Annotated in this window: 26 protein-coding genes; 9 read left to right on the top strand and 17 right to left on the bottom strand. The window is 65.9% G+C overall.

Going from position 1 to position 25,325, the window contains the following annotated elements; translation table 11 throughout:
- Window positions 1–89: 89 nt before the first annotated feature.
- The 3 genes from AAHH99_RS15820 to AAHH99_RS15810 all read right to left on the bottom strand — a co-directional run bounded on the left by AAHH99_RS15820 (window position 90) and on the right by AAHH99_RS15810 (window position 3,349).
- Window positions 90–2,258 (bottom strand): elongation factor G-like protein EF-G2, encoded by a 2,169-nt coding sequence (locus tag AAHH99_RS15820; RefSeq protein WP_418769441.1) that lies wholly within the window; start codon window positions 2,256–2,258, stop codon window positions 90–92.
- A 102-nt stretch (window positions 2,259–2,360) separates the two neighbouring features.
- Complete coding sequence (locus AAHH99_RS15815; protein ID WP_418769440.1) at window positions 2,361–2,768, bottom strand: TIGR03668 family PPOX class F420-dependent oxidoreductase; 408 nt, start codon at window positions 2,766–2,768, stop codon at window positions 2,361–2,363.
- Window positions 2,769–2,770: 2 nt separating this feature from the next.
- Window positions 2,771–3,349, bottom strand: a complete 579-nt coding sequence (locus tag AAHH99_RS15810; protein WP_418769439.1) for a hypothetical protein — start codon at window positions 3,347–3,349, stop codon at window positions 2,771–2,773.
- A 177-nt stretch (window positions 3,350–3,526) separates the two neighbouring features.
- Here AAHH99_RS15810 and AAHH99_RS15805 point away from each other — a divergent pair, with 177 nt between their 5' ends.
- Window positions 3,527–4,657 (top strand): ABC transporter substrate-binding protein, encoded by a 1,131-nt coding sequence (locus AAHH99_RS15805; protein WP_418769438.1) that lies wholly within the window; start codon window positions 3,527–3,529, stop codon window positions 4,655–4,657.
- 12 nt (window positions 4,658–4,669) lie between these two features.
- On the opposite strand, the gene pyrE is transcribed toward AAHH99_RS15805, so the two are convergent.
- Together pyrE and AAHH99_RS15795 are read right to left on the bottom strand one after the other, a co-directional pair.
- Window positions 4,670–5,254 carry an orotate phosphoribosyltransferase gene (gene pyrE / locus AAHH99_RS15800; RefSeq protein ID WP_418769437.1) on the bottom strand — a complete coding sequence of 195 codons (585 nt, stop codon included), beginning with the start codon at window positions 5,252–5,254 and terminating at the stop codon, window positions 4,670–4,672.
- Between the two features lie 14 nt (window positions 5,255–5,268).
- Entirely contained in the window at window positions 5,269–6,069 is an 801-nt protein-coding gene (locus AAHH99_RS15795) for a HugZ family protein (protein ID WP_418769436.1), read from the bottom strand.
- 80 nt (window positions 6,070–6,149) lie between these two features.
- Here AAHH99_RS15795 and treS point away from each other — a divergent pair, with 80 nt between their 5' ends.
- Genes treS through AAHH99_RS15780 form a run of 3 tightly spaced genes read left to right on the top strand, consistent with a single transcriptional unit; the run spans window position 6,150 to window position 9,739 of the window.
- Window positions 6,150–7,964, top strand: a complete 1,815-nt coding sequence (gene treS / locus AAHH99_RS15790) for a maltose alpha-D-glucosyltransferase (RefSeq protein WP_418769435.1) — start codon at window positions 6,150–6,152, stop codon at window positions 7,962–7,964.
- Window positions 7,961–9,352 carry a maltokinase N-terminal cap-like domain-containing protein gene (locus AAHH99_RS15785; protein ID WP_418769434.1) on the top strand — a complete coding sequence of 464 codons (1,392 nt, stop codon included), beginning with the start codon at window positions 7,961–7,963 and terminating at the stop codon, window positions 9,350–9,352. The genes treS and AAHH99_RS15785 overlap by 4 nt, the downstream gene beginning before the upstream one ends.
- A gap of 6 nt (window positions 9,353–9,358) precedes the next feature.
- Entirely contained in the window at window positions 9,359–9,739 is a 381-nt protein-coding gene (locus AAHH99_RS15780) for a hypothetical protein (protein WP_418769433.1), read from the top strand.
- On the opposite strand, the gene AAHH99_RS15775 is transcribed toward AAHH99_RS15780, so the two are convergent.
- Window positions 9,723–10,283 carry a TetR/AcrR family transcriptional regulator gene (locus tag AAHH99_RS15775; RefSeq protein ID WP_418769432.1) on the bottom strand — a complete coding sequence of 187 codons (561 nt, stop codon included), beginning with the start codon at window positions 10,281–10,283 and terminating at the stop codon, window positions 9,723–9,725. The two genes, AAHH99_RS15780 and AAHH99_RS15775, sit on opposite strands and share 17 nt — an antisense overlap.
- A 399-nt stretch (window positions 10,284–10,682) precedes the next feature.
- Here AAHH99_RS15775 and AAHH99_RS15770 point away from each other — a divergent pair, with 399 nt between their 5' ends.
- A complete protein-coding gene (locus tag AAHH99_RS15770; RefSeq protein ID WP_418769431.1) occupies window positions 10,683–11,063 on the top strand; it encodes a hypothetical protein in 381 nt (126 codons plus the stop codon).
- A 22-nt stretch (window positions 11,064–11,085) separates the two neighbouring features.
- Here the strand turns inward: AAHH99_RS15770 and glgX are convergent, their stop codons facing one another.
- Complete coding sequence (glgX, locus tag AAHH99_RS15765; RefSeq protein WP_418769430.1) at window positions 11,086–13,233, bottom strand: glycogen debranching protein GlgX; 2,148 nt, start codon at window positions 13,231–13,233, stop codon at window positions 11,086–11,088.
- A 110-nt stretch (window positions 13,234–13,343) separates the two neighbouring features.
- Between glgX and AAHH99_RS15760 the strand changes: the two genes are divergently transcribed.
- A complete protein-coding gene (locus AAHH99_RS15760) occupies window positions 13,344–14,165 on the top strand; it encodes an enoyl-CoA hydratase/isomerase family protein (protein ID WP_418769429.1) in 822 nt (273 codons plus the stop codon).
- Here the strand turns inward: AAHH99_RS15760 and AAHH99_RS15755 are convergent.
- From AAHH99_RS15755 to AAHH99_RS15725, 7 genes are all read right to left on the bottom strand, one after another.
- Entirely contained in the window at window positions 14,162–14,713 is a 552-nt protein-coding gene (locus AAHH99_RS15755) for a nicotinamidase (RefSeq protein ID WP_418769428.1), read from the bottom strand. The genes AAHH99_RS15760 and AAHH99_RS15755 overlap by 4 nt on opposite strands.
- Window positions 14,714–14,724: 11 nt before the next feature.
- Entirely contained in the window at window positions 14,725–16,053 is a 1,329-nt protein-coding gene (locus AAHH99_RS15750; protein WP_418769427.1) for a hypothetical protein, read from the bottom strand.
- Window positions 16,053–16,478 carry a hypothetical protein gene (locus tag AAHH99_RS15745; protein ID WP_418769426.1) on the bottom strand — a complete coding sequence of 142 codons (426 nt, stop codon included), beginning with the start codon at window positions 16,476–16,478 and terminating at the stop codon, window positions 16,053–16,055. The genes AAHH99_RS15750 and AAHH99_RS15745 overlap by 1 nt, the downstream gene beginning before the upstream one ends.
- On the bottom strand, window positions 16,475–16,645 hold the full coding sequence (locus tag AAHH99_RS15740; RefSeq protein WP_418769425.1) for a hypothetical protein: 171 nt from the start codon (window positions 16,643–16,645) through the stop codon (window positions 16,475–16,477). The genes AAHH99_RS15745 and AAHH99_RS15740 overlap by 4 nt, the downstream gene beginning before the upstream one ends.
- Window positions 16,642–18,492: a hypothetical protein gene (locus tag AAHH99_RS15735; protein WP_418769424.1), complete on the bottom strand. Its 1,851-nt coding sequence runs from the start codon at window positions 18,490–18,492 to the stop codon at window positions 16,642–16,644. Before AAHH99_RS15735 ends, AAHH99_RS15740 begins: the two co-directional genes overlap by 4 nt.
- A gap of 187 nt (window positions 18,493–18,679) precedes the next feature.
- Window positions 18,680–19,858 (bottom strand): zinc-dependent alcohol dehydrogenase, encoded by a 1,179-nt coding sequence (locus tag AAHH99_RS15730; protein ID WP_418769423.1) that lies wholly within the window; start codon window positions 19,856–19,858, stop codon window positions 18,680–18,682.
- A gap of 84 nt (window positions 19,859–19,942) precedes the next feature.
- A complete protein-coding gene (locus tag AAHH99_RS15725; RefSeq protein ID WP_418769422.1) occupies window positions 19,943–20,767 on the bottom strand; it encodes a secretion protein EccK in 825 nt (274 codons plus the stop codon).
- A 1-nt stretch (window position 20,768) separates the two neighbouring features.
- On the opposite strand from AAHH99_RS15725, the gene AAHH99_RS15720 reads away from it, so the two are divergent.
- Window positions 20,769–21,128, top strand: a complete 360-nt coding sequence (locus tag AAHH99_RS15720) for a hypothetical protein (RefSeq protein ID WP_418769421.1) — start codon at window positions 20,769–20,771, stop codon at window positions 21,126–21,128.
- A 1,018-nt stretch (window positions 21,129–22,146) separates the two neighbouring features.
- Here AAHH99_RS15720 and AAHH99_RS15715 read toward each other — a convergent pair.
- Entirely contained in the window at window positions 22,147–23,067 is a 921-nt protein-coding gene (locus AAHH99_RS15715) for a hypothetical protein (protein WP_418769420.1), read from the bottom strand.
- Window positions 23,068–23,077: 10 nt separating this feature from the next.
- Here AAHH99_RS15715 and AAHH99_RS15710 point away from each other — a divergent pair, with 10 nt between their 5' ends.
- On the top strand, window positions 23,078–23,209 hold the full coding sequence (locus AAHH99_RS15710) for a hypothetical protein (RefSeq protein ID WP_418769419.1): 132 nt from the start codon (window positions 23,078–23,080) through the stop codon (window positions 23,207–23,209).
- A gap of 55 nt (window positions 23,210–23,264) precedes the next feature.
- On the opposite strand, the gene AAHH99_RS15705 is transcribed toward AAHH99_RS15710, so the two are convergent.
- Window positions 23,265–23,684: a hypothetical protein gene (locus tag AAHH99_RS15705; protein WP_418769418.1), complete on the bottom strand. Its 420-nt coding sequence runs from the start codon at window positions 23,682–23,684 to the stop codon at window positions 23,265–23,267.
- A gap of 302 nt (window positions 23,685–23,986) precedes the next feature.
- On the opposite strand from AAHH99_RS15705, the gene AAHH99_RS15700 reads away from it, so the two are divergent.
- The gene (locus tag AAHH99_RS15700; RefSeq protein ID WP_418769417.1) at window positions 23,987–24,652 is read left to right on the top strand and encodes an O-methyltransferase; all 666 of its coding nucleotides are present in this window, start codon (window positions 23,987–23,989) and stop codon (window positions 24,650–24,652) included.
- Here the strand turns inward: AAHH99_RS15700 and AAHH99_RS15695 are convergent, their stop codons facing one another.
- Window positions 24,653–25,324, bottom strand: a complete 672-nt coding sequence (locus tag AAHH99_RS15695) for an IclR family transcriptional regulator (RefSeq protein WP_418769416.1) — start codon at window positions 25,322–25,324, stop codon at window positions 24,653–24,655. It abuts the gene before it with no gap.
- Between the last annotated feature and the right edge of the window lies 1 nt (window position 25,325).

The raw sequence follows: 25,325 nt of genomic DNA, 5'->3' as shown, positions 1-25,325 counted from the left end.
GATGCGTTCGGTCCTTCATTGCGGCGACGCTAGGGAGGTGGCCTGAGAAGTCTCTGGCAGCGGCTGCAGAATCCGCTGATTGACCCGAATCACACCGTCGATGCGACCTTCGCGGCGGCGTGGTCGGGCATCGGATCGTAGCGGGCGAAGGTCCTGGTAAACGTGCCCGCACCGTGGGCAAGCGAACGCAGGTCGACGGCGTAGCGGCTCAGCTCGACCTCGGGGATCTCCGCCTTGACCAGTGTCCGGTCGGCGCCAACCTTTTCGGTGCCGAGCACACGGCCCCGCCGCCCGGCCAAATCGCCCATGATGGCGCCGACGAAGTCGTCGGGAATCAGCACCGTCACCTCGTCGACAGGCTCGAGCAGGTTCACCTTGGTCGCCGCGGCCGCTTCCCGCAGCGCGAGGCCGCCGGCCATCTGGAAGGCGAAGTCGGACGAGTCGACGCTGTGGGCCTTGCCGTCGAACAGCGTGACGCGGATGTCGACGACCGGGTAGCCGGGTCCGACCCCCTTTTCCATCTGCGCCCGAATGCCTTTTTCGACGCTCGGGATGAACTGGCGGGGCACCGCGCCGCCGACGACTTTGTCGATGAACTCGAAACCGGAGCCTTCGGGCAGCGGCTCGACCTCGATGTCGCAGACCGCGTACTGACCGTGCCCGCCGGACTGCTTGACGTGGCGCCCGTGTCCTTTGGCCTTGCCGCCGAACGTTTCTCGTAACGGAATGCGCAACTCGACGGTGTCGACGGCGACGCCGTAGCGCCGGGAGAGCGCATCGACGACGACGTTGGCGTGCGCTTCGCCCATCGTCCAGAGCACGATCTGGTGTGTCTCGGGGTTCTGCTCGATACGCAGGGTCGGATCCTCGGCGGCTAACCGTTGCAGACCGCCGGACAGTTTGTCCTCGTCGGTCTTCGCTCTCGGCTGCACCGCGATGGGCAGCAGCGGTTCGGGCATGCTCCATGGCCGCAGCACGAGCGGATCGGACTTGTCGGACAGCGTGTCACCGGTCTCGGCCCGGCTGAGACGTCCGATCGCGCAGATGTCGCCGGCGATCACCGCGGGGGCGGGACGCTGTTGCTTGCCGAGCGGGAACGACAGCGACCCGATGCGCTCGTCCTCGTCGTGGTCCTCGTGCGCGGCGAGCGAGCCGGTCAAGGAGCCGCTACCGCCGAAGAATGACGAGAAGTGGCCGGACACATGCACTGTCGAATCGGGGGTGATGGTTCCCGAGAACACCCGGACCAGGCTGACCCGTCCCACGTACGGGTCGGACATCGTCTTGACGACCTCGGCCAACAGCGGGCCGATCGGGTCGCACGGAAGCTCGGCGCGCGGTTTGCCCTGCGGTGTGAAGACCTCAGGCAGCCGGTGTTCGGGCGGTGGGGGAAAGCCCGCGGTGATGATCTCGAGCAGTTCTTGGGTGCCGACGCCCGTGCCGCTGCACACCGGGAGCGCGGGGAAGAACGTCGCCCTTGCGACGGCCTTCTCCAGGTCGTCGATGAGCACCGACTGGTCGATCTCCTCACCGCCAAGGTACCGCTCCATCAGCGTCTCGTCCTCGGACTCCTCGATGATGCCCTCGATCAGCAGGCCGCGGTGTTCGGAGATCGCATTGAAGTACGACTCGTCGGGTGCATGGGTGGCCGTGCGCTTGCCGTCGGCGTACTCGTAGTGCGTCTCGGACAGCAGCCCGATCAGCCCCGTGCACGGCGAGTTCGCGGGCAGGTACAGCGGAAGCACCTTGTCACCGAATGCCTGCTGGGCGGCGGCCAAGGCGTTGGCGTAGTTCGCGCGAGCGTGGTCGAGTTTGGTGATGACCACGGCACGCGGCATGCCCACCTGGCTGCATTCGAGCCACAGCGCCTTGGTGGGCTCGTCGACTCCTTCGTTGGCGGCGATCACGAACAGCGCGCAGTCCGCGGCGCGCAACCCCGCCCGCAGTTCCCCGACGAAGTCGGCGTATCCGGGGGTGTCGATGAGATTCACCTTGATGCCGTCGTGTCGTAGCGATGCGAGTGCAAGGCCTACCGAACGTTGTTGGGCGATCTCGGCGTCGTCGCTGTCGCAGACGGTGGTGCCGTCCTGAACGGAACCCTGTCTGGTCAGGACTCCTGCGGCCACCAGTAGTGCCTCGACGAGTGTTGTCTTGCCGCCACCCGATGGGCCCACCAGCACCACATTGCGGATGGCGGCCGGACTGTCCGCGTTCGGGGCGGCTCCGGCGCCCTGGGAATGTGTCGTCTTGTCAGCCATGACGTTCCCTTCCACGACGGCTGCCCTGCCGCCGCCAAAGTGTGTGTTAGACCACAATTCCCCTATCCGACAGCGAGCACAAGGGCTTGATCGATTTGGCGCTCAGGCCTGCCACCAAGCCCACTTCGTGATGGCCACGCTGACCACCGGGCCGTCGAGGGCGATCCGCTCATACTGCGGATACTTGTTGCGCAGCAGCGCGTATCCGGCCGCCAATTCTTCGCCGCTGTAGTGGATTTCGGCTCGGCCGTCGACGCGCACCCACCACAGCTGGGTCCAGTCGTCGTCGTAGTGGTCGACGAGCATGCTCACTTGCGGGTTGCCCTCGATGTTGCTCAACCGCCGGAGGTTGCGCGTCGACTTCCGCTTGGCGTCGACGGCGGTGTAGGCCATCCCGGCGTGCACGGCGAACACGACGGGCACCAGGTGTGGCGCCCCTGCGGGACCCACGGTGGCGAGCGCCGCGACGGGTGCAGCGGCGAACATGGCCTCCGGATCGAATGCGTTCATGTTCACCGAGGCTGGCTGGGCCGCTGCGGTGCGACGCTGATCGGCGACCGCGTGACCGGCGTGCGCGTCACCCCGATCTCCGGGTCGCGGCCGGCTCTGGTCGGTGGTGTGCGCGGTCGGTTGATCACCGGCGGCGGAGGGGCGACCGGCGCCGCCGATGTCTGGACGCGTGGCGGTGGAGCAGGCCGTGGCGACGGTGGCGGGGTGCTCGGTGATTGCGATTGCGTGCGCGCCGGTGCCGTGGTCTGTACGGTCGGGCGGACCGGTTCGGACTCCTGGTCGGCGGACTCGCCAGGCGACTGGAGCACCAGCAGGACGGCGGAGACCACGAGCGCGACGGCCGCGATCGCGGCGGCGATCAAGATGCTGAGATTTCGTTTAGTTCGGTACCAGGGCGGCGGGGCGGGCTCGAAGTACCAGCTGTTCTCGTCGAAGGCGTCGAACATCATGTCGCGGCCCGGCACCTTGTCGGGATCGAAGACGTCGGCGTCCGCTTCTGTCGCCGGATCGGCGGCATCCGCGACATCGACCGGATCGTCGATCAGGTAGTCGAAGTCCCCCGAAACTTCGCGTCGCGCCACACGAGAATGCTAACGCCGGGCAAAGCGGTCGGCCTGGCAAACTCCGATGGGAGTTGTGCGTCGTCACAACCGCCGCGATAGGGTTCGAGCGCCTCGCTCGGCGTCATCCACCGGGACGATTCGGTGCGGTAACCGCTGCATCACCGCGCCGACTCCTGACCATCGGAAGGTTCGGCATTGAAGATCACGACTCTGGCGACTCCGTTCGCCGCATCCGTTCTGCTGCTGGCAGGTTCGGTCGCGTGCGCATCGCCGGAACAGAGCGGTGACGGCGAGCAGACCCAGACCGGTGTCAAGCCCGCCGAAGCCACGTCGGCCGAGGATTTCGGCGGGATCGACGGGCTGGTCGCGGCGGCCAAGAACGAGGGTGAACTCAATGTGATTGCCCTACCACCGAATTGGGCAAACTACGGCGCGATCATCAGGGCGTTCTCCGACAAGTACGGCATAAAGGTCAACTCGGCGCAGTCCGACGCGTCGAGCCAGGACGAGATCGACGCGGCCAATCAGCAGAAGGGCAGCAGCACCGCGCCCGACGTGTTCGACCTCGGACAGTCCGTCGCGCTCGCCAACACCGGGATGTTCGCGCCGTACAAGGTGGTCAACTTCGACGACATCCCTTCGGCGTTCAAAGACCGGGACGGAACGTGGGTCAACGATTACGGCGGCTACATGTCGATCGGCTACGACTCGACGAAGGTGCCGCCGGTCACGCGCATCGACGACCTGCTGAAGCCGGAGTATCGGAACACGGTGGCACTCAACGGCGACCCCACCCAGGCCGGTGCCGCGTTCTCGGGTGTGGTGATGGTCGCGCTCTCCCAAGGTGGTTCGGTCGACGACATCGCGCCGGGCGTCGAGTTCTTCCGGAAGTTGGCCGACGCGGGCAACTTCGTCCCCGTCAACCCGACGTCGTCCACCATCGAGTCCGGTCCGACGCCGGTCGTGATCGACTGGAACTACATCAATGCGGCCGAAAGCAAGAAGCTGCCGTCGTGGCAGGTGTTCGTTCCGCCGGATTACACCGTCGCCGGCTACTACTACCAGGCGATCAACAAGGACGCGCCGCACCCGGCCGCGGCGCGGCTGTGGCAGGAATTCCTCTACAGCGACGAGGGCCAGAACTTGTTCGCGCTCGGTGGTGTTCGACCGGTCCGCGCCGACAACATGGCCACCGACGGCACTTTGGACAAGGCGGCGGCGGAGTCATTGCCCGTCATCAACGGGCCGGTGACGGTGCCCTCACCCCAGCAGACCGAGGCCGCCACCAAATACCTGGCGGAGCACTGGGCCGCCGCGATCGGCTGACCTAACGGGAGTTCAGACGTCCTTGACCGGTTCGATGCCGAGGTCTCGGTACGTGACCAGCGCGGCGAACGGCACGCCCCGCGCGGCAAAGCGTTTGGCGGCGATGTCGCCGCGATCCACCATCGGGATCACGCCGGTGACCACCGCACCCGCCGCGGTCACCCGGTCGAACGCGATCTCGGTCGAGCCGCCAGTGCTGATCACGTCGTCGACCAGCAACACCCGCGTACCCGGCGCCAAACGGGTGCCCTCGATCCACTGCTCGCGACCGCGCGCCTTCTGCTCCTTGCGGACCGAGAACCACGCCTTGCCGGTGACCATCGCGACGCCGTGGGCCAGCGGGTCGGCGCCCATGGTCAGCCCGCCGACCGCGTCGAACTCGATGCTGCGGCTCTCGGCCAGCTCGGCGACCGCGCGGCTGACGATGGTCAACCGCTCACCGGTGTCGATCGCGTACTTGCCGTCGATGTAGTCGTGGCTGAGCTGGCCGCTGGCCAACTTGAAGGGCTCCTCGCGGCGCTCGTGGCCGCGCGTGGCGATCAGGTCGAACGCCGCTTGCCATGTGGCCGGTCGCCCGGAGGGAGCCGCAGCAGTCATGAGGTGATCGTATTTCAGCCGCGGCGCGCCAGGCGGGTCAGCTCCACGGCGGCCGAACGCAATTCGTCGACCGAGTCGATCTTCTTCGGATAGCCGATCCGCGTGTAGGCGAGCCCGCGGTCGGTGGTGAGCCGCAGGTCGAGGCCGTACCGGTCGGCGCCGGTGCAGGTCGCCGCGGTGGTGTCCGGGTAGCCGCCCAGCGCCTTGGCCATTGCGACCAGCGTGTCGGCGTGGTCGGCGTTGAGATGCGCGACGGCTCCTGCCGCCAACGGTTGCACCGGATCGGGCTGCGCGGCCGAATACGCCTCACCCGTCGTCGACTCCATCCGCCCGTAACCACCGACCCAGCGCGCCCGCCGCACTCGCAGTATCCACAACGTGAAATCGCTGTAGTCGATGTAGTACTTGGCGGCGGCGACGGCCGAAAGGTGTGCCTCGCGCGCGGCGGCGAGTTCATCGTCGGCGGGTCGCTCCACCACCCCGGCGAGCGTGACCCGCCCGCTGGCCAGTGGGTCGGTCTCCGAAGTCGGCGCGACGATCGCGATGCTCGCCCGCGGGTCGGCCAACAGGTTGCGGCCGTGCTCGGCGAGGTTGGACACGCACAGCACCGGGGCGCCGTCGAGCAACCCGTACGTCACGAACGACGCCCACGGATCGCCGTCGGCCGTCAGCGTGGCCAATGTTGCGGTATTGGTGGATGCGGCGATGGTCCGAGCTTCCTCAGCGGCCGTCGGGCGCACGGAGTTGACGACCTCCGTCAGCGGCGGAGGAATCGACGGTGCATCGCCAGGGTCGCCGTGATCACGTGTGGCCACGCCGGAACGATACCGAAGTGAGCGTCGGCAGAGCTTTCCGCCGATTCGTTTCCTCGCGACGTGGGTAGGTTGAAGGCCGTATGGATAAGCACAGCGGTGTCAGAGCATCCGCCGACCACGACCCGGCGGAGGGCAGTCACGTCGAGGACGGTGTCGTCGAGCACCCCACCGCCGAAGACTTCAGCCACGCCCGGATCCTGCCCGAGGACCGCACCTGGTTCAAACGTGCCGTCTTCTATGAGGTGCTGGTGCGCGCCTTCTACGACTCGAACTCCGACGGCATCGGCGATCTGCGCGGGCTGACCGAGCAACTCGACTACGTGAAGTGGCTTGGCGTGGACTGTCTTTGGCTCCCGCCGTTCTACGATTCGCCGTTGCGCGACGGTGGCTACGACATCCGCGACTTCTACAAGGTGCTGCCCGAGTTCGGCACCGTCGAAGACTTCGTCGAGCTGCTGGACGCCGCACACCGTCGCGGTATCCGCGTCATCACCGACCTGGTGATGAACCACACCTCCGATCAGCATGCGTGGTTTCAGGAATCACGCCGCGACCCCGACGGTCCGTACGGCGACTACTTCGTGTGGAGCGACACCAGCGACAAGTACAACGACGCCCGCATCATCTTCGTCGACACCGAGGAGTCGAACTGGACCTTCGATCCGGTGCGACGGCAGTTCTACTGGCACCGCTTCTTCAGCCACCAGCCCGACCTCAACTACGACAACCCCGCGGTTCAAGAGGCGATGCTCGACGTCCTGCGGTTCTGGCTCGACCTCGGCATCGACGGCTTCCGGCTGGACGCGGTGCCCTACCTCTTCGAGCGGGAAGGCACCAACTGCGAGAACCTGCCCGAAACGCATGCGTTCCTCAAGCACTGCCGCAAGGTGATCGACGACGAGTACCCGGGCCGCGTGCTGTTGGCTGAGGCCAACCAGTGGCCCGCCGACGTCGTCGAGTATTTCGGTGATCCGGACACCGGCGGTGACGAATGCCACATGGCGTTCCACTTCCCGCTGATGCCGCGGATCTTCATGGCGGTCCGACGCGAGTCGCGGTTCCCGATCTCGGAGATCCTGGCGCAGACGCCCGACATCCCCGAGATGGCGCAGTGGGGCATCTTCCTTCGCAACCACGACGAGTTGACGCTCGAGATGGTCACCGACGAAGAGCGCGACTACATGTACTCCGAGTACGCGAAGGATCCGCGGATGAAGGCGAACGTCGGTATTCGCCGACGGCTGGCGCCGCTGCTGGACAACGACCGCAACCAGATGGAGTTGTTCACCGCGCTGCTGCTGTCGCTGCCCGGTTCGCCGGTGCTGTATTACGGCGACGAGATCGGGATGGGCGACATCATCTGGCTCGGCGACCGCGACGCGGTGCGCACCCCGATGCAGTGGACGCCGGACCGCAACGCAGGCTTCTCCACAGCGACGCCCGGGCGGTTGTATCTGCCGCCGAACCAGGACGCGATCTACGGCTATCAGGCCGTCAACGTGGAAGCGCAGCGAGACATCTCGAACTCGCTGCTCAACTGGACACGCACGATGCTCGCGGTGCGCAGCCGCCACGAGGCGTTCGCCGTCGGGAGCTTCCACGAACTGGGCGGTTCCAACCCGTCGGTGCTCACCTACGTCCGTGAGGTCGAGAAGGACTCAGGTGACGGGGCCGGGGCGAAGGACACCGTGCTCTGCGTCAACAACCTCTCCCGGTTCCCTCAGCCGATCGAGTTGAACCTGCAGGCCTACAACGGATACACGCCGGTCGAGATGACCGGATACGTGGAGTTTCCCCGCATAGGCCAGTTGCCGTACCTATTGACCCTGCCCGGCCATGGGTTCTACTGGTTCTCGCTGAAGGCACCCAGCCCGGAGCATGGAGAACAGTCATGACCCTGCCGTTCGAAGAGTGGCTGCCGCACCAGCGGTGGTACGCCGGCCGCAGCCGCGAATTGGCGAATGTGCAGCAGGCGGCCTGTACCGCCCTGCGTGAGGATCTTGACCTCGTACTGCTCGACGTGTCCTACACCGATGGCTCGAGCGAGCGCTATCAGGTGTTGGTGCGCTGGAACTTTGGAGCCGCGAATGCGGCGACATCTGATAGGGGTCCGATTGACCATGAATTCCTAGAGGTCGCGACGATCGGTGTGTCCGCCGATTCCTCGGGCGAGCGCACCGCCTACGACGCGCTCTACGACCCCGGCGCGGCCCAGTACCTGCTGTCGCTGATCGACTCGTCAGCGACGGTGGGGTCCGGAGCCGAGGCGGTGCGCTTCGTCAAGGAACCCGGTGTGGAGTTGCCCCTGGACGCGGCGCCGCGGGTCTCGTCGGCCGAACAGAGCAACACCAGCGTGGTGTTCGAGGAGAAGGCGATCCTCAAGCTCTTCCGCCGTATCACGCCGGGTACGAACCCGGACATCGAGCTGAACCGGGTGTTGGCCCGCGCCGGCAACCCGCATGTGGCGCGGCTGCTCGGCTCGTTCGAGACCACCTGGGACGGAGGCGAGGACGGTGAGCCGTGCGCGCTCGGCATGGTCACCGAGTTCGCGGCGACCTCGGCCGAGGGCTGGGATATGGCGACCGCCAGCACCCGCGACCTGTTCGCCGAGGGCGACCTGTACGCCGATGAGGTCGGGGGCGACTTCGCGGGCGAGTCGTACCGGCTCGGTGAGGCGGTCGCGTCGGTGCACGCCACGCTGGCCGACGAACTGGGCACCGAGACCACCGCGTTCCCGACCGACACGGCCTTGGAGCGGCTGGCGTCGGCGACCAAGTCCGTCCCCGATCTCGAGCAGTACGCGCCGCGGATCGAAGAGCGGTATCGCAAGCTGTCGGACGAGACCGTCACTGTTCAGCGCATCCACGGCGATCTGCATCTCGGCCAGGTGTTGCGCATTCCCGAGGGGTGGTTACTGATCGACTTCGAGGGCGAGCCCGGTCAGCCGCTGGAGGAACGGCGCCGACCGGATTCCCCGCTGCGTGACGTGGCCGGGGTGCTGCGGTCCTTCGAATACGCCGCGTACCAACGGTTGATGGAACAGTCCTCCGACGAAGACCACGACCGTCAGCTCGGTGCGCGGGCCCGCGAATGGGTGGACCGCAACGCCGCGTCGTTCTGCGAGGGGTACGCCGAGGTGTCGGGTACTGACCCGCGAGATTCCGGGCAGCTGCTTGCGGCCTACGAACTGGACAAGGCGATCTACGAGGCCGCGTACGAGGCGCGCTTCCGGCCGAGTTGGTTGCGGATCCCGATGAAGTCGATCGCGCGCATCATCGGCTGATGTGAAGTGGCCAAGTACTCGCTCAACGACGCGGCGATGGCCAAGGCGCGTGAGCTCATCGACGCGCGCCAATACGTGCTCGACAGCGACTGGGGCGAGGTGCAGCCGCGCGCCGAGGCGCAGAACTCCTACCTGGACACCCACTCGTGGGAGGACTACGCGGCCTGGCATCTCGGCCTGACCGACGGCGCGCGCGACGAGACCAAGGCGCGGTACGCGTTCGTCTACGGCGACTTTCGGCGACTCCACCGGTCGGGGCTGATTGCGTGCGTGTACCGGGCGTCGGAGTGGCGACACAAGGACGTCGAACTCGCCGCCCACCACCTGCTGCAGTACCTCGACGAAAAGACCGGGCTGAAGCCGTCGCGGCCTATCGGTGAAGCATGAGGTCGAGCACGCGCTCGCTCAACGCCGCAGGCTCGCGCGGTGCCGACCGGACCTCGTGCAACAAGCCGATGCCCGTGGTGAACAGAAGAGCCGAACGCAGATCGGCCTCGGCGTCGTCGAATCCGTAGTCGACGAGCGCCTCCCGCACGGCGCTTTGCACCCGCACATCGCTCTGTTGGACGCTGGCCAACACTGTCTGGTCGGTCAACGACCAGACCCGCATCGCCCGCTCCAACGCCCACTGGTCGGGACACATCAGCGTCTGGATCATCGCCGCCAACCGGGCGCGGGGCTCGGCACCGCGCATGTCCTCGAATCGGCGCCGCTGTTCGTCGTGCAGGTTGGCCCACGCACGGGCGAGCGCGTCGCGGTAGGCAGGCATATCGGTGAAGTGCCAGTAGAAGCTTCCCTTGGTGACGTCGAGACGCTCACACAGACGGCCGATCCGCAGTGCGCCGGGGCCGCCGTCAGCGAGCACCTCGAACCCAGTCTGGATCCAGTCTTGAGCGGTCGCGCGGCGCCCGGTGCTGGTGGGGGCCGTCATGCAGGGCAGCATACGGCGACCGCGCCAGCATTACTGACACTCACGTAAATCATGGAAGCGGGCGGGTCGCGGCTGGGTGCACGTCGCAACGAAGGAATGGGACGGCAACCGTGGCCGCCGGTAGGCGCCGCCGCTCATCGGCTCCTACTCGACCCGCCAGGGCCGCGTGACAACTCAGACTGTCATTCGCGACGGCCACGGTTGCTGTGGGACAAACCGTAGCACAAAAGGACGCTCCCGTCAGGGATTTCGACGGCCAAGAAGCCTGTCGCACAGTCGGTTTGGGCGATCGTCGGGTGGGATACGGCCAGCTGCCGCGGTTCGGTCGGTGGACGGTATGGGTTCGCCTGCCGCGCGGTGCGGCGTTTAGTCACCGGGCAGGTGGGCAACCGGATACCTGTGAGCGCAAACCCTGACCCAGGTAATTCACCCAACGACGGCGGCGGCGTCGGCGACACGCTGCGCCCGACGGAGGCGTTGGACTCCGACGACGTGCGCAACGACGACGGCGACGAGACCGTCGATCCGCCAGAAGGGTGGCGTGAAGCCGACAAGATCAATGCCGACGGAGAGGTCGACGAGAGCCTCGACGAGAAGCTCGCCGCCGAAGAGCCCGAGCAGCCCGAGCTGAACCAGCCGATGGGCGAGCCGAGCGGCGACACCGAGCTGCGCCCCGACGACCAGGTCGAGCGCATCGACCCCGACCAACACGGCCGCGACATGGGCCAGATCGACGGCACCCCCGAGGACGGTGACTCGTTCTTCCCGGTGGTCGAGTAGGGGTACCTGACAGCGGAGGCGGCTACTCCTCCGTCGCCGCTTGCAACACCAGAACGGAACGCGCCGCGACCTGGACTTTCTGCCCGGCATCGACGGGTGTCGGTTCGTCGCCGTCGTCGGCCGCAGTGTCGATCACCGCGATCCAGGAGCCACCGAACTTCTTCTCCGGCATCACGAAGTCGATCGGTTCGTAGTGGGCGTTGAAGCACAGCACGAACGAGTCGTCGACGATGCGCTGTCCGCGCACGTCGCGATCGGGAATGCCGTTGCCGTTGAGATACACCGCGATTGACTTCGCGTAACCCGTGTCCCAATCCTCGTCGCTCATCTCCGAGGCATCGGGTGCGAACCAGGCGATGTCGGGCAGCCCGTCACCGCCGCGCTGGCGCACGGGCCGCCCGGAGAAGAACCGGCGCCGGCGGAACACCGGGTGCGCCGCGCGAAGCGCCGACACCTTGCGGGTGAATTCCATCAGTTCGGTGTCGGGGTCTGACCAGTCGATCCACGACAGTTCGTTGTCCTGGCAGTACACGTTGTTGTTGCCCTGCTGGGTGCGACCCAGCTCGTCGCCGTGCGCGATCATCGGAACGCCCTGCGAAAGCAACAGCGTCGTAAGGAAATTGCGCTGCTGGCGCGATCGCAGTGCGTTGATCTCGGGATCGTCGGTCGGCCCCTCAACGCCGCAGTTCCAGGACCGGTTGTGGCTCTCGCCGTCGTTGTTGTCCTCGCCGTTGGCCTCGTTGTGTTTCTCGTTGTAGGACACCAGATCACGCAACGTGAAACCGTCGTGGGCAATGACGAAGTTGATGGAGGCGACGGGCCGCCGGCCGGTCTGCTCGTACAGATCGGCCGAACCCGTTAAGCGATAAGCGAGTTCGTCGAGCGTTGCGGGCTCACCGCGCCAGTAGTCGCGGACCGTGTCGCGGTACTTGCCGTTCCACTCCGTCCACTGCGGCGGGAAGTTGCCGACCTGGTAACCACCGGGCCCGACGTCCCACGGCTCGGCGATCAGCTTGACCTGGCTGACCGTCGGATCCTGTTGTACGAGTTCGAAGAACGTCGACAACCGGTCGACGTCGTAGAACTCGCGGGCCAACGTGGAGGCGAGGTCGAATCGAAAACCGTCGACGTGCATCTCGGTCACCCAGTACCGCAACGAATCCATGATCAGCTGAAGCGAATGCGGATGGCCGACGTTGAGGCTGTTGCCGGTTCCGGTGTAGTCCATGTAATAACGCTTGTCGTCTTCGACGAGCCGGTAATACGCGCCGTTGTCGATGCCGCGCATCGACAGCGTCGGACCCAGGTGATTGCCCTCGGCGGTGTGGTTGTAGACCACGTCGAGGATCACCTCGATGCCTGCCTCGTGCAGTGCGCGGACCATCGCCTTGAACTCCTGCACCTGCCCGCCGGGATTCGGACTGGAGCTGTACTTGGAGTCGGGCGCGAGGAAGCCGATCGTGTTGTAGCCCCAGTAATTGGACAGGCCCTTGTCGATCAGCGTGGAGTCGTTGGCGAAGTGGTGCACCGGCAGTAACTCGATCGCCGTCACACCGAGCGACTGCAGGTGCTCGATGATCACCGGATGCGCCACGGCGGAATAGGTGCCGCGGATGTTCTCGGGGATGTCGGGGTGCGTCTGTGTCAGGCCCTTGACATGCGCCTCGTAGATGACCGAATCGGCGTACTCGTAGCCTGGCGGGCGGTCGTTGCCCCAGTCGAAGAACGGGTTGATGACCACCGACTTGGGCATGCTCGCGGCGGAGTCGTCGTCGTTGCGGCTGTCGGGGTCGCCGAAGTTATAGCTGAACAGCGACTGGTTCCAGTCGAAATTGCCGTCGATGGCCTTTGAGTACGGATCGAGCAGCAGCTTGTTCGGGTTGCAGCGCTGTCCGGTCGGTGGGTCATACGTGCCGTGCACCCGGTAGCCATACCGCTGACCAGGCTCGATATTCGGAATGAAACCGTGCCAGACGAACGCGTCGTTTTCGGGCAGCGTGATCCGGGTCTCGGTGCCATCGGCGTCGAACAGGCACAGCTCGACCTTCTCGGCCGCCTCACTGAACACCGCAAAGTTGGTGCCCGTCCCGTCGTAGGTCGCTCCGAGCGGGTAGGCCTTACCCGGCCAGACCTCCAGGGATGCGGCTTGGGGCGCGGGGGCTTGGGTCAATTCTCACTCCAGACGACGACACACACGGACAACGAGACGATACGGGTGTGCCCGATGCGGCAGCATCACAACCAACTACGCACAAACATCACACTAGCCAGGAGAAACGCGTGCCCGCCTGCCCCGACCTGCCCGGTTACCGCACGCTGCTGACCGGCTTCGACGAGGGGGTGGCGACGATCACGCTGAACCGGCCGCGGCAGCGCAACGCTGTCGGCGACGGCATGCGCGACGAACTCGCCGACGCCTACCGGCGACTTGGCCGCGACGACGGGGTGCGGGTGATCGTGCTGACCGGAACCCCGCCTGCGTTCTGTGCAGGCGCCGACCTGGCCGCCGGCGAGGACACCTTCGCCGCCCCGGGCTCGGGCTTCAGCGCGGCCGGTATCGACGTGCCCGCGTGGACGCTGCCCAAGCCGGTCATCGCGGCGGTCAATGGGCACGCGATGGGATTGGGGCTGACGCTGGCGCTGCAGTGCGACATCCGGTTCTTCGCCGCCGAAGGCCGCTACGGCGTCGTGCAGGTGCGGCGCGGAGTCGTCGGCGACGCCCACTCCCATTGGATCCTTCCGCGCTTGGTCGGTGTCGCCAACGCGGCCGAAATCCTGCTGAGCGGGACCACTTTCGACGGGACGAGGGCGGTGCAGCTCGGATTGGGCAGCCGGGTACTGCCCGCCGACGAGGTGCTGCCCGCCGCGCTGGACCTCGCCCGCGACATAGCCGCCAACACTGCGCCGATGTCGGTGGCGGCCAGCAAGCGGCTGCTGTGGGACTCATACGACCTCGACCGGTCCGAAGTCGGCAGCCGCGAGACGCAGATCCACCTGGAGCTGATGGGACACGACGACGCCAAGGAAGGCGTGCGCGCGTTCCTGGAGGGCCGGGCGCCGTCGTGGACAGGTAAGCCGGTCGACCCGACGGCCGGCGACTAGACGATCTCGACGCCGACCGCGCGCAGGTCTTCGACGGCCTTGGCGGTCGACTCGGCGGCGACCCCGGCGGTCAAATCGAGCAGGACGCGTGTGGTGAACCCGTTGGCTACCGCGTCGGCCGCCGTCGCTCGCACGCAGTGGTCGGTCGCGATGCCGACCACGTCGACCTGGTCGACTCCGCGTTGACGCAACCAGTCGGCCAGCGTCGTCTCGGCCTCGTCGCTGCCCTCGAAGCCGCTATAGGCGGCCGAGTACTCGCCTTTGGTGAAGACGGCCTCGACCGCGTCAGGCCGGAACTGCGGATGAAAATCGGCACCGCTGGTCCCGACCACGCAGTGCCGCGGCCAGGATGTCACGAAGTCGGGGTTGTCCGAGAAGTGGTCGCCGGGGTCGATGTGAAAGTCCTTGGTGGCCACCACATGTGCGTATTCGGTCTGGTCGGCAAGGAATTGGCTGATGTTGCGGGCGACGTCGGTGCCGCCGCTGACGGCCAGCGAGCCGCCCTCGCAGAAGTCGTTCTGCACGTCGACGATGATGAGCGCCTTCATGCCTCCCGACGCTACCCGCCGAACAGCAGGTACAGCCCGGTGAATGTGTAGCCGACCATGACCAGCATCATCGCCAGCTGCCCGGTCAGCTGGTGGGCCGACGGCAGCAGGCGCAACGCCCGGTCATGCGCGGCGACCACACCGGCGACGTGCCCAGACAGGACGAAACCGACCTTCAGCGTGGCCAGCACCGCAGGGTGTTGCGACAGGAAGTAGCTGACCTCTGCGTCCTGCAGCCACAACAGGTTCCACCCTCGTGCCAGCGGGTCGGCCAGCAGGATGATCGTCTGCTGACCGCGTTCGACCAGATAGGTCAGGTAGTGGGCGAACACGTAGCCGATGACGATCGGGATCAGCGAGTGCGCCATCAACCCCGGCAACTGGCGGCGCCGGTCGCGGTCCACACCGCCGGTCGCGATCGAGGCAAGCCAGAAGGTGGCGGCGACGACGGCTGCGAACGTGGCCAAGCCGGCGGTTTTGATCAGGGTGGCGGTCAGCGTCGACGAAGAATGGTCGTCGACGAAGTTACGCCATTCGGGCATGGCCGAAAAGCTGTCGAACGCAGTCGATCCCAAGAGCACGGCCATGACCACCACAAGCCCCGGGCGCACTGGAATCGACGGGAGATGGTCGAACGGGTTGCCGATCGCGACGCGGCCCGTGCCGGGATCGCGGCGAAACGGCGAGAGTCGCGAGGCCACCACGCTGTACATCTCGAACGGGTCGGCCCGCGTGCACCAACGCTCACCACACACCAGCGCACCGACCAATGTGACCACGAGGTAGATCAGCAGCCAAATGCGTATGGCGTCAAGCGAACCCGGATCGGGACTGGCCAACTCCAGCCAGACGAACGCGAACAGTCCGAAGGCCGCGGGCCAGTATCCCAGCCACGCGGGGTACGTCAGGCGCAGCGACCGTCCGCCCAACAACCGAAGAACTGCCCGCACCGGCGATATCGCTCGCCACACCGGTCCGATGATCAGCGACACCGCCACCAAGCCCACCCACAGCAGCACGTAGAACACACCGGGTAGCGGATTCCTCGCGTCTTGGGGACCGAGGACGGCGGCGACACCGACCCACACCGCGAAACCCAACCCGCCGAGCCCGAGGACCCAGCGGGTCACGGGCGCATCGACCACCGCAGTCACCCAAGGAGGAAGGGGGCGAACGGAATTGGCCGGATCAAACTTGGGCTTCTTCCAGGCGAACGCCACCACCGCGAAGGTGAACGTCAACGCCCATGCGGCCCCGACCACCGCGTAGGTGAACGGGATCGGCAGATCCGTCGAACCGCCGAGACCGTGGGCCAGTACGGAGACCGACGGTCCCGACATCACTGCTGGACTTGAACGGTCGCGATGACGCGATTCAGATCGTGCAGTTCGATCTCGACGTTGCCGGGGACGTCGACCGTGAACTGGAACTGTTGGCCAGGTGTGGGATCCACCTTGAAGGTGTGCTCGGGCACCGAGTGCACATGCAGTTCGTCGGCCGCGTCGCTGTTGACCCGCAGCACGATCGGCTCGCCGACCTTGCCTTGAATCTGTGCGTTGGTGGGATCGACATTGCCGTTCTCGATCGTGACGTCGATGGTCAGGCGATCGGGTGGGCGCTGTTGATCCGGCATGTCGGCGGCGCCGACGGTCGACTGGGCGGGACTACTCGCTTCCGGTTCGGAGTCGCGCGAGCCACCGCACCCAGCGACGAGAAGTGTCGCAGCTAGGCAGACCGCGCTGGAGCGGATGAGTGTCGGTTTCACGTTGTGCTTTCCCCGTTGGATTCGACTTCTCGTTTACGACGGTTCTTCACTGCTATGTAGACCACCACCCCGGCGACGATGATCGCCGGGGCGAAGGCGGGCACCGCGATCCACACCGGATGGTCGGCGAGGATCACGACGTCCGCGCTGTTCGGCGCGCCCGTCATGATTGCGCGCTGGGTTGTAGTTCGGCCTCACGTCCGCTTGGCTCGCTCCGGTTGATCCGGCCGCCACCCCAGGTGATACCGGCGACCATGGCGAGCGAGCACACGAGCACGATCAGGCATCCGATCAGCCACAGCGACTGGGGGATGTCCGGGCTGCGCTCGCGCTGCAGGATCGTGATCTCCGAGACGAACGGACGCGTCATGTTCGGTTCGGCGGGCACTTCCTCCGCGCCGATACCGGGATCGCCTGCCAAGTAGATCGGCACGGCCGCCAGCATCCGGCCGTCGTGGACGCGCAGCAGCGTCTTCCACGTGCCGGAGACCGGCATCGGCTCGGTGGAGCGGTAGTGGCCGGGCCCGACCTGCTCGAGGTTGTCGACGAACATGCCTCGCTCGTTGGGCAGGCCGCCCTGCCAGCCGAGCACCGACACCCAGTTCGGATCCTCGCTCAGCAGGTTGGCGGGCGTGAGTTGCACGTCGGCGGTCACAAACCGCGCATCGTCGTCACCGGGAGCTTCGGTCAAGACGATGGTGGCGTTGGCGTTCTCGGGAACGTTGTAGCGGAGGCCGTTGGCTGTGGCGCCGCCGATCGCGAGCACTGTCAACACGACGAGGCCGACACTGAGAGCCCGCCGCGGGAGTCGTTGTTCCGTCAACACCATGCCGATCAGCGCGCCGCAGGCGCCGGTCAGGATGGCGGTTGGTACGGCCATGGCCAGCGCCTCGGGCCATATGCTGGTTTGCCACGGCAGGTGGTAAACGGCGTTGATCCACAGCGACTCCAGCCACAGACCGACGGTGCCGACACCGAGGCCGGCCAGGGCACCGAAGAGTACCGGACGCTTGATCAGCGGGCTCAGGCCGAGAAGCTCGACGACGACTGCCGCACCGAGATAGAGGGGGAACCAGTTGATCGGGGCGTCCAGTACGGGACCGACGAGGAAGGCAACGATCCCGCGCAGCCCGATGGCGATGACGGCGGCGATGAGCGCTGCGCCACGGCCGAGGAAGATGCGTGCGGCGACCAACGCGAGCGCGGCGGCCGCGGCGATCAGCATGGGCTGGAAAACCTGGCGGAACTGCGGGACGCCGAAGTCGAACTCGATCTGGTAGACCGACATGCCGATCAGGACCCCGGCGAACGCCAGGTACTGGATGAACTTCAGGCCGATACCGTCGGGCGGCGTCTCAGGCGTCCGGACCCGCTTGCCTTCGAGTTCGAGGTAGGCCGCGGCCAACGTGGAAAAGCCTGCTCCACCGATCATCATCAGGTGGGTGGGGCCCCAGAGCGTGACATCCTGACCGAAGATCCGGTGCCAGATGTCGTCGAGCGGGAATCCGAGCAGCGCGTAGACACCGCACCCGGCCATGACGATGCCACCCACCGGTGAGTACCAGTGGTCGGTGATGCGCACCGCCGCCGGTCCGGGACGCTCTTTCTCGCCGCGGGGCAGCACCATCGCCGTGCAGCCGGCGAGGAAGATCCCGAAGAGGCCGATGAGGATGAAGTAGTGAGCGGGGTTGGCGAGGGCGCCGTCGTCGCGGCCGTTGCCGATGTGCAGGCTGACGTCCCAGATGAACCCGAACAGCGCGCAGATGATCGACGCGACGAAGATCGCGATCGGCAGGGCGACCCACGACGGGCGCTTGAAGCGGCGACCAGACCAGTCACCGAGGCGGGCCAGCCAGTCAATCTTGTGTGTGCGGTGCATCCAGCCGATCCACAACATCAACGCCGCGACCACAGCGGCGACGATCGACAAAAGAATGATCTCGTGGATGGCGGTGCCGCCGCCCTCGCTCTGCGCCAGTACCGAGATCTCTGAGGCTTTCCAAGTACTCGTCATATGCCCACCTGCCCGAAGTCGGAGAAACCCCTTACTCGTCGGTAATGTTGCCAGAACCCGCGATACCGAAACCAGGGGTATCAGGTAGCGAAAACACGAATTGTCTCAAGCGTTGTGTCCGGGATGGCCGTAGCGGTCGCGACGGCAGTGAATCAACAGCAAGGGGCCTCGGACGGATCCATCGGCATCAGGGCTTCAGAATGGTCTTGACCATGCCGTCTTCCTTCTTCTGGAAGGTTTCGTACGCGCCGGGGGCGTCCTCGAGCGGAAGCCGGTGGGTGGCGAACTGCTCGACGCCCAGCGGATCCTCGGCTGTCAGCAACGGCATGATGTCGGGCACCCACTTCTTGACGTTGGCCTGGCCCATCCGCAGCTGGATCTGCTTGTCGAACAGGGTCATCATGTTGATCGGGTCGGCGGCGCCGCCGTAGACGCCGGACAACGAGATCGTCCCGCCGCGGCGGACGACGGCGATCGCGGAGTTCAAAGCGGCGAGCCGGTCGACGCCGGCGTTTCTCATCACGACGCGTCCTATGGGTGAGGGCAGGAAGCCGCTGGCGGTCTGCATGGTTTCGGCGACGGGAGATCCGTGCGCCTCCATGCCGACGGCGTCGATGACCGAGTCGGCGCCGCGACCCTCGGTGTGGCTCTTGACAACCTCGTCGGCGTCGTCGGTGCGAAGGTCGATCAGCTCATCGCAGTAGGCGCGAGCGCGGGAAAGCCGCTCGTCGACCAGGTCGATGCCGATGACCTTGCAGCCCTTGCGGTGTGCGGCGATACGGCAGGCCATCGAGCCGATCGGACCCAGGCCGATGACGACCAGGGTGCCGCCCTCGGGTACCGCGGCGTACTCCACGGCCTGCCATGCCGTGGGCAGGACGTCGGAGAGGTAGACGTAGCGGTCGTCGGGTCCGTCGTTGGGGACCTTGATGTGGGTGTACTGCGCCTGCGGGACGCGCAGGTACTCGGCCTGCCCGCCGGCGACCTCGCCGTAGAGCTTGGAGTAGCCGAACAACGCTGCGCCCGTCCCTTGGTCGCGGTTCTGGGTGGTTTCGCACTGGCTCTGAAGGCCTTGATCGCACATGAAGCAGTGGCCGCAGGAGATGTTGAACGGGATCACGACGCGGTCGCCGGGCTGCAGACCGTCGACTTGGCGCCCGACCTCTTCGACGACGCCCATCGCTTCGTGGCCCAGGATGTCGCCGGGGTTCATGAAGGCGCCGAGCACCTCGTAGAGGTGAAGGTCCGAGCCGCAGATGTTGGTGCTGGTGACTCGGATGATCGCGTCGGTGGGTTCCTTGATCGTGGGATCGGGCACGTTGTCGACGGACACTTTCCGTCGACCCTGCCAGGTGACTGCTCGCATGGGCGCCTCCTCGTGGTCTGAGGGAGGCGTGCCCATTCGAATGAGTGCCAAACTTCGACTTGGCGCTTGAACGGGGCGCGAGTGTCAGACGGGGGCGTCGGTGGCGATCGCGTCCTGCATGAGGACGCTCAGGTGCTGCCAGTAGATCCAGTCGGCGATGGCGGCGCGCTGGTCGGCGGCATCGGTGGCGGTATGTGCTCGGTGTAGCGCCAGTTCCTGGGCGTGATCTGCATACGTGACGAAGCACTGCAACTGGACCGGGGCGCGATCGGGAGAGTTGCTGAGCAAGGGACGGAAAACCTCGAACCACAGCAGCGCGCGGCGGTCCTCTGGGGGAGTGGCGTCGGTGGGCGGTGGAGGCAGAACCTCGGAGAGGCCGGTGGGCGTGATAGCGGCCAATTTGCTTGCCGCGTCGGGGGATATCACCTGGAGGCGATGGCGGCCATCCATGCGGCCGTTCTCGGGGATGTCGTCGGGACGCAGGATGATCCGGGGTGCGCCGGGGTCGAAGCCCTTGAACTGATCCTCGGTGGCGATGACGGCTCGGAGTTCGGTGTTGTGGTGCTGCGCCCAACCATGAAGTGCAAGAATCGGATACGTCGCCCAGGATCCGCGAACATGAGCGGGGATACCTTCGTCGGCGGTCGCCATCTTGACGCGGTCGGGCAGTTTGACATCCTCGGGGATGTAGCCGAGGCCGTAGTTGTTGGCGACGACAATGGTGCCGTCCTTGGCGAGGCCGGTGACCCAGTAGAACCCCATGTCGGTGATGCCGACGTTGAGGGCAGCCGCGACTCGTTGCGCGAGTTGAGTGGGATCGCTGCCGGATGGGCCGCGGAGGGTGGCGGCAGCGATGGCCTCGCGCTGAGCCCGCGCGGCCGAAACCGGCACGGGCGCAGGGGCGCCCACTGTGCCGGCACCGGGTGCGGCTGTGCTGGGCGGGATGCCGGAGGCGACGTTGGCGGCCGGAGCGACTGGGGCGGCCGGCGGGGGAGTGGGCGGCGGGCCCAGCGGTACAGGTGGAGCGGGCGCGGCCCCTGGTGCGGGAAGCGGTGTGACGGGCGCCTGGCTGGCCGTCGGGCCTGCGGCGGGCGGGGCTGTGGTCTGGGATGGCGTTGTCGGCGGGGTGTCTGAAACCGGGGGAAGATTGGACGGCTGCATGGCCGATGCGGCAATCGGTGCGGATTGCGGTGGCGGAATTGGGGCTTGGACGACAGCTTTGGATGCCGAATCTGCGATGGCCGACTGGAAGTCGGCGATTGGCGTCTGAGTCGGTGAGGCGGCTGCGGGATTGACAGTGCTCGGCGTGCTTGGCGAGGTAGGCGCAGACGGTGTGCCTGGGACCGACGGCGCGGATGTTCCACCGCTCGAAAGGGGGCTGCTTGGGGCGCTGATGCGTGGAGGTGCGGGTGCCGCGGGAATATTTGGGGCGGCGGGGATTCCGGGAACTCCGGGGATGGCGGGGGATGCGGCGCTTAAAGTAGGTCGGTCCGCAACAACTTCTTCGCCGCCGATGTCAGAAATGCCACCGATGTGTGGGCCCTGTGTACCCGAAGGTAACGAGCTAAGAGGTGGATCCTCGGTTACCTCGGACCCGCCCACCTCACTAATGTCGCCACTCGCTGCGGGTGTAAAACTTGGCGCGGTCAGGTTCTCGGATGGTAGATCCTCAATGAGACCGTGACCACCGACGCCTGACATGCTGCTCGCAGGTATAACCGCTGAGCCGTCATCCGGCGTTCTGCCCTGAAGCATAGATATGCCGTCTGCGCCCGCTGATCGCTCTGCGGATGCCGCATTGCCGCCAGGAAGCTGAGACGCCGCCTCCGTGACTATTGAAACGTTCGCTTTGCGAATCGCGGCGGTACCTTCGGCGATCGCAGACTGCTTCGCACCCTCGGGTATGTCTGGGTGTAATCGAACCCACTCGAGGACCTTGTTGGCTACCTCGACGTTGTTTGAAATTTGAGTCTTAGCGGCGATAGTCGCGGTGACGCCCCAGTCGAATAGTTTGGCTGAGGTGTCAAGCTTCTCCCTCAAGTCCTCTAGCTCAGTGATGCGATCATGGAGAGATCCACTCGCCGCGCCCGCTGTGACTCCGGACCAAAGGCCGACGCCGCGAAACAGACGAAGCATTTCCTGTCTGGCCGACTCCAGTTGCACGTCAACGGCTTTAGATGTCGCATCGAACGCCGTAGCAAAAGACTGAAGAGAATCCTCGTCGACATCTGGCCATGCTGGAGGCTCAGTCAGGCCGTATGGGTCGGCGGGTCTACCGATACCCATCACTAGCCCTCAACAGCCTTGCACGCATCAAAAATCATGTTTGTGAGATCGACAGCGACTGCCGATAGATAAGAGTCAGCCGGGGTGTAACTCGGTAATGCGTGCACGAAGGCGCGGCGATACTGGGCTGCTAGCACAGCGAAATCCTGCAAGGCCCCGTTGCTGCTCCGCCGTCCCAGCTCCTCGACATCGGTTGCGAAGTTTTCGATGACGGGCGCTAGCGCATCAGCAGAGGACCGTTGCTGCGGCGTCCACTGTGTCGCGGGCTTGCTCGCATCGATTGTGGACCACGACCCAGTATCGGATTTGAAGCTCCTTAGCAGTGGTTCCCACTGGTTACAGGTCCCATCGGATGAAACGAGAAATGGTGTCGAGGTTCTAGGACTCTGCAACGGCGACAAATGAGATGGGGGATCAACGTCGGAAACCGATGGTGCCCAAGCTTGGGCTGAGCCGTATGAGATGGTGGCGCAAATATTCGCAATCGCTGACGCGGCATCTGCTACGACAGTGGCTAAATAGTTATCCACCGGTTCGTAGGAAGGAATCGCCTCGTTGTATGCACGTGCATAAGCGATGACCTGTTCATACAGCTGGCGCATTGTCCGATGCGGGGTCATTCGGGCTAAGCGCTCCGTCTGGTCGGCAACATCTAGCATCGCTTGTCCGACGGCAACGTACTTGGCGCGCTGGTCAGTTGACCAGTCTGAGGCCCGAAGGGAACGGTCGATACTCTCCCAACCGTTTCTTTGGGCACCCGCGAGTTGTTTGTTGATAGGTCCCCAAGCAGCACAACTCGGATCCTCGGTAATGATGTTCGCGGGGCCCGTGTCGTGGGCGCTTGCTAGACCGAAGGTTTCACCCGACGGTGTCGGATCGTTGTCGTCCCCACCGCCCGAGGTCACCGAAATCGTAACTGCCACAGTGACTCCGATGACGGCTAACAGCGCCACACCGCCCAGCAGCCACTTCCAGGCGTTGCCACGCTTCTTCGGCGGCGGGCCCGCCGGCCACTGCTGCTGCCACGGGGGCTTCTGCGGAGGCGGACCATACGGCCCCGAATAGCCCTGTGGCGGACCGGGAACACCCGGCGGCGGACCCCCAGGCGGTGGCGGATAACTCACAGCGCCGTCTCCGGTCCCTCCCCGACCGAAGGCGTCGAGTCCGAGGATGACATCGTCCCCAACGCTGCACCGGACACACCGCCGACCGCGCCGCCTGCCCCTGCCGCATCACTGAGCGATTCGACGCGCTTGCGTATGTCTTCGGCGATCTGCCGGTCAACCGCGTCGTAGGTGTTGGCGGCATTGACGACGTTCTGCGCATACTTCGCCAACTCCGCCTTGACGACCGGCAGCTGCGCGATCGCCGGGTCGACCACTTCAGCGACTTTGGCAGCGATCGCCGTCGACAAAGCATCTTCACCCGCCGGCTTGAACGAAGCCGGCGGCTCGGGGATGGCATCCGCGACCGCACGCAACCGCCCACCGGCTTCGAGCACCAGGTCGGTATCGATTCGCAGCGTCTCAGTCATCGTCATCCCGCGCACGGATCGGCGTCGCGCCGATCGGTTGGCATGCCCCCTCAGGCGTCACCTGGCAAATGTTACCCGACCCCCAACACCAGCCATCGCGCCAATTCTCACCACTCGGGCGCGCCCGATCTGGCGCAGATTCCCACGCTCGACACCCTTCCCAAGCCTCCCTGCCACGCACGACGAGCTACCTACCGGCGTCGCGTCTGGCCTGAGCCATCACCGGACAACCGGCCACAGTTACCACCGCCAGCAAACCACGACGATGCCCGTCGCTACTCAGAAGCGCTTCCGCTATCGTTCCGCAGATGTCCGACCCCGACTCGAAGACGCTCGACGAGCTTTTCAACCGCATCCTGCACACCGAAGACGACGCCCTGCGCGCCGCGCGCGAGTCCGGCAACGCCGCCGGGATGCCTCCCATCGAGGTATCCGGCCAACACGGCAAGCTTCTCTACCTATTGGCGTCGCTGTCCTCGGCCGCCCGCGTCCTGGAGATCGGCACCCTTGCTGGCTACAGCACCATCAACCTCGCCCGCGGCGTCGGGCCGGACGGCCACGTCGTCACCTTGGAATATGACCCCAAGCACGCCGACATCGCCAAGGAAAACTTCGCCCGCGCGGGCGTACAGAATCGCATCGAGATCATCGTCGGCGCAGCCCTCGACATACTGCCGATGCTGGCCGACCGCGGCGACGTCTTCGATCTGGCCTTCATCGACGCCGACAAGGAGAACAACGTCGCCTACGTCGAGTGGGCCATCAAGCTCGGCAAGCCAGGCTCAATCATCGTGGTGGACAACATCGCTCGTTTCGGCCGCGTACTCGAGCCGGCCGCCGACGACGCCCAGGCCCGCGCCGTGCGCGAGATGCTCGAAATGATGGGCGACCATCCGCAACTGGAAACCGCCGCGATACAGACCGTCGGGCTCAAAGGCTGGGACGGCTTCGCAGTCGCCCGCATCGTCGAATAGTCATCTCGACCAGGGCGCCGTGGCGGCCGCGGCCGTCAGCGCGCCGACGATCCGCTTTTCATGGGTCGCGAACCGTTCGGTCGGCGCGGGCACCGAGATGGCGACGACGTGTCCGCCGGCGGTACGCCCGGCCACACCGGCGGCCGAAATCCCGACGGTGTGCTCGTCACGGTCGAACGCCACCTCGGTCGACCCGTTCAACAGCGCCGTCGCCGCCTTGCCGTTGGCCGTCGACTCCAGCGGAAAGCGCATGCCGACCGCCGACACCGCGCGTAGCCGATGGGCCGATTCCAGCTGGTCGATGAACAACATCTCGCCGCCCCGCAGCACCGATAGATCGACTGTCTCCTCAGTGGTCGTCGCGACTTGCTCTAGCGTCGGGCGGAACAACGCTGCCAGTCCCGCCACGTCGGCGCTTCCGAGGCCGAGCAGCCGATCCCCGAGCGAGAACCGGCCCTGGTCGTCGACCGCAGCGAAGCCGACCTCCACCAATCCGACGAGCAGTCGGCGCGCCGTCGACTTGGCCAGGCCCAGCTGAGCGCCTAGATCCACCAGCCGCAGGCGGCCGGGCGCCGCCGCGATCTCGTCCAGGGCGGCTGCTGCGCGGCGCAGCACCTGAATGCCGTCTTCCCGCCCCGCATCGGTTCGTTCATTTGGGTCCGGACGAGTCACG

It is taken from the genome of Mycobacterium neumannii (genome assembly GCF_048452905.1).
Lineage (GTDB): Bacteria > Actinomycetota > Actinomycetes > Mycobacteriales > Mycobacteriaceae > Mycobacterium > Mycobacterium neumannii_B.
Note: the sequence above shows the minus strand (reverse complement) of the source record. Positions and strands in the feature narration are given on the sequence as shown.

What these genes read in the sequence shown, in the direction of transcription:
- AAHH99_RS15820 (WP_418769441.1), bottom strand. Translation starts at nt 2,258, where the DNA reads ATGGCTGACAAGACGACACATTCCCAGGGCGCCGGAGCCGCCCCGAAC.
- AAHH99_RS15815 (WP_418769440.1), bottom strand. Translation starts at nt 2,768, where the DNA reads ATGAACGCATTCGATCCGGAGGCCATGTTCGCCGCTGCACCCGTCGCG.
- pyrE (WP_418769437.1), bottom strand. Translation starts at nt 5,254, where the DNA reads ATGACTGCTGCGGCTCCCTCCGGGCGACCGGCCACATGGCAAGCGGCG.
- treS (WP_418769435.1), top strand. Translation starts at nt 6,150, where the DNA reads ATGGATAAGCACAGCGGTGTCAGAGCATCCGCCGACCACGACCCGGCG.
- AAHH99_RS15785 (WP_418769434.1), top strand. Translation starts at nt 7,961, where the DNA reads ATGACCCTGCCGTTCGAAGAGTGGCTGCCGCACCAGCGGTGGTACGCC.
- AAHH99_RS15775 (WP_418769432.1), bottom strand. Translation starts at nt 10,283, where the DNA reads ATGACGGCCCCCACCAGCACCGGGCGCCGCGCGACCGCTCAAGACTGG.
- AAHH99_RS15755 (WP_418769428.1), bottom strand. Translation starts at nt 14,713, where the DNA reads ATGAAGGCGCTCATCATCGTCGACGTGCAGAACGACTTCTGCGAGGGC.
- AAHH99_RS15750 (WP_418769427.1), bottom strand. Translation starts at nt 16,053, where the DNA reads ATGTCGGGACCGTCGGTCTCCGTACTGGCCCACGGTCTCGGCGGTTCG.
- AAHH99_RS15740 (WP_418769425.1), bottom strand. Translation starts at nt 16,645, where the DNA reads ATGACGGGCGCGCCGAACAGCGCGGACGTCGTGATCCTCGCCGACCAT.
- AAHH99_RS15735 (WP_418769424.1), bottom strand. Translation starts at nt 18,492, where the DNA reads ATGACGAGTACTTGGAAAGCCTCAGAGATCTCGGTACTGGCGCAGAGC.
- AAHH99_RS15730 (WP_418769423.1), bottom strand. Translation starts at nt 19,858, where the DNA reads ATGCGAGCAGTCACCTGGCAGGGTCGACGGAAAGTGTCCGTCGACAAC.
- AAHH99_RS15710 (WP_418769419.1), top strand. Translation starts at nt 23,078, where the DNA reads ATGACGGCTAACAGCGCCACACCGCCCAGCAGCCACTTCCAGGCGTTG.
- AAHH99_RS15705 (WP_418769418.1), bottom strand. Translation starts at nt 23,684, where the DNA reads ATGACGATGACTGAGACGCTGCGAATCGATACCGACCTGGTGCTCGAA.
- AAHH99_RS15700 (WP_418769417.1), top strand. Translation starts at nt 23,987, where the DNA reads ATGTCCGACCCCGACTCGAAGACGCTCGACGAGCTTTTCAACCGCATC.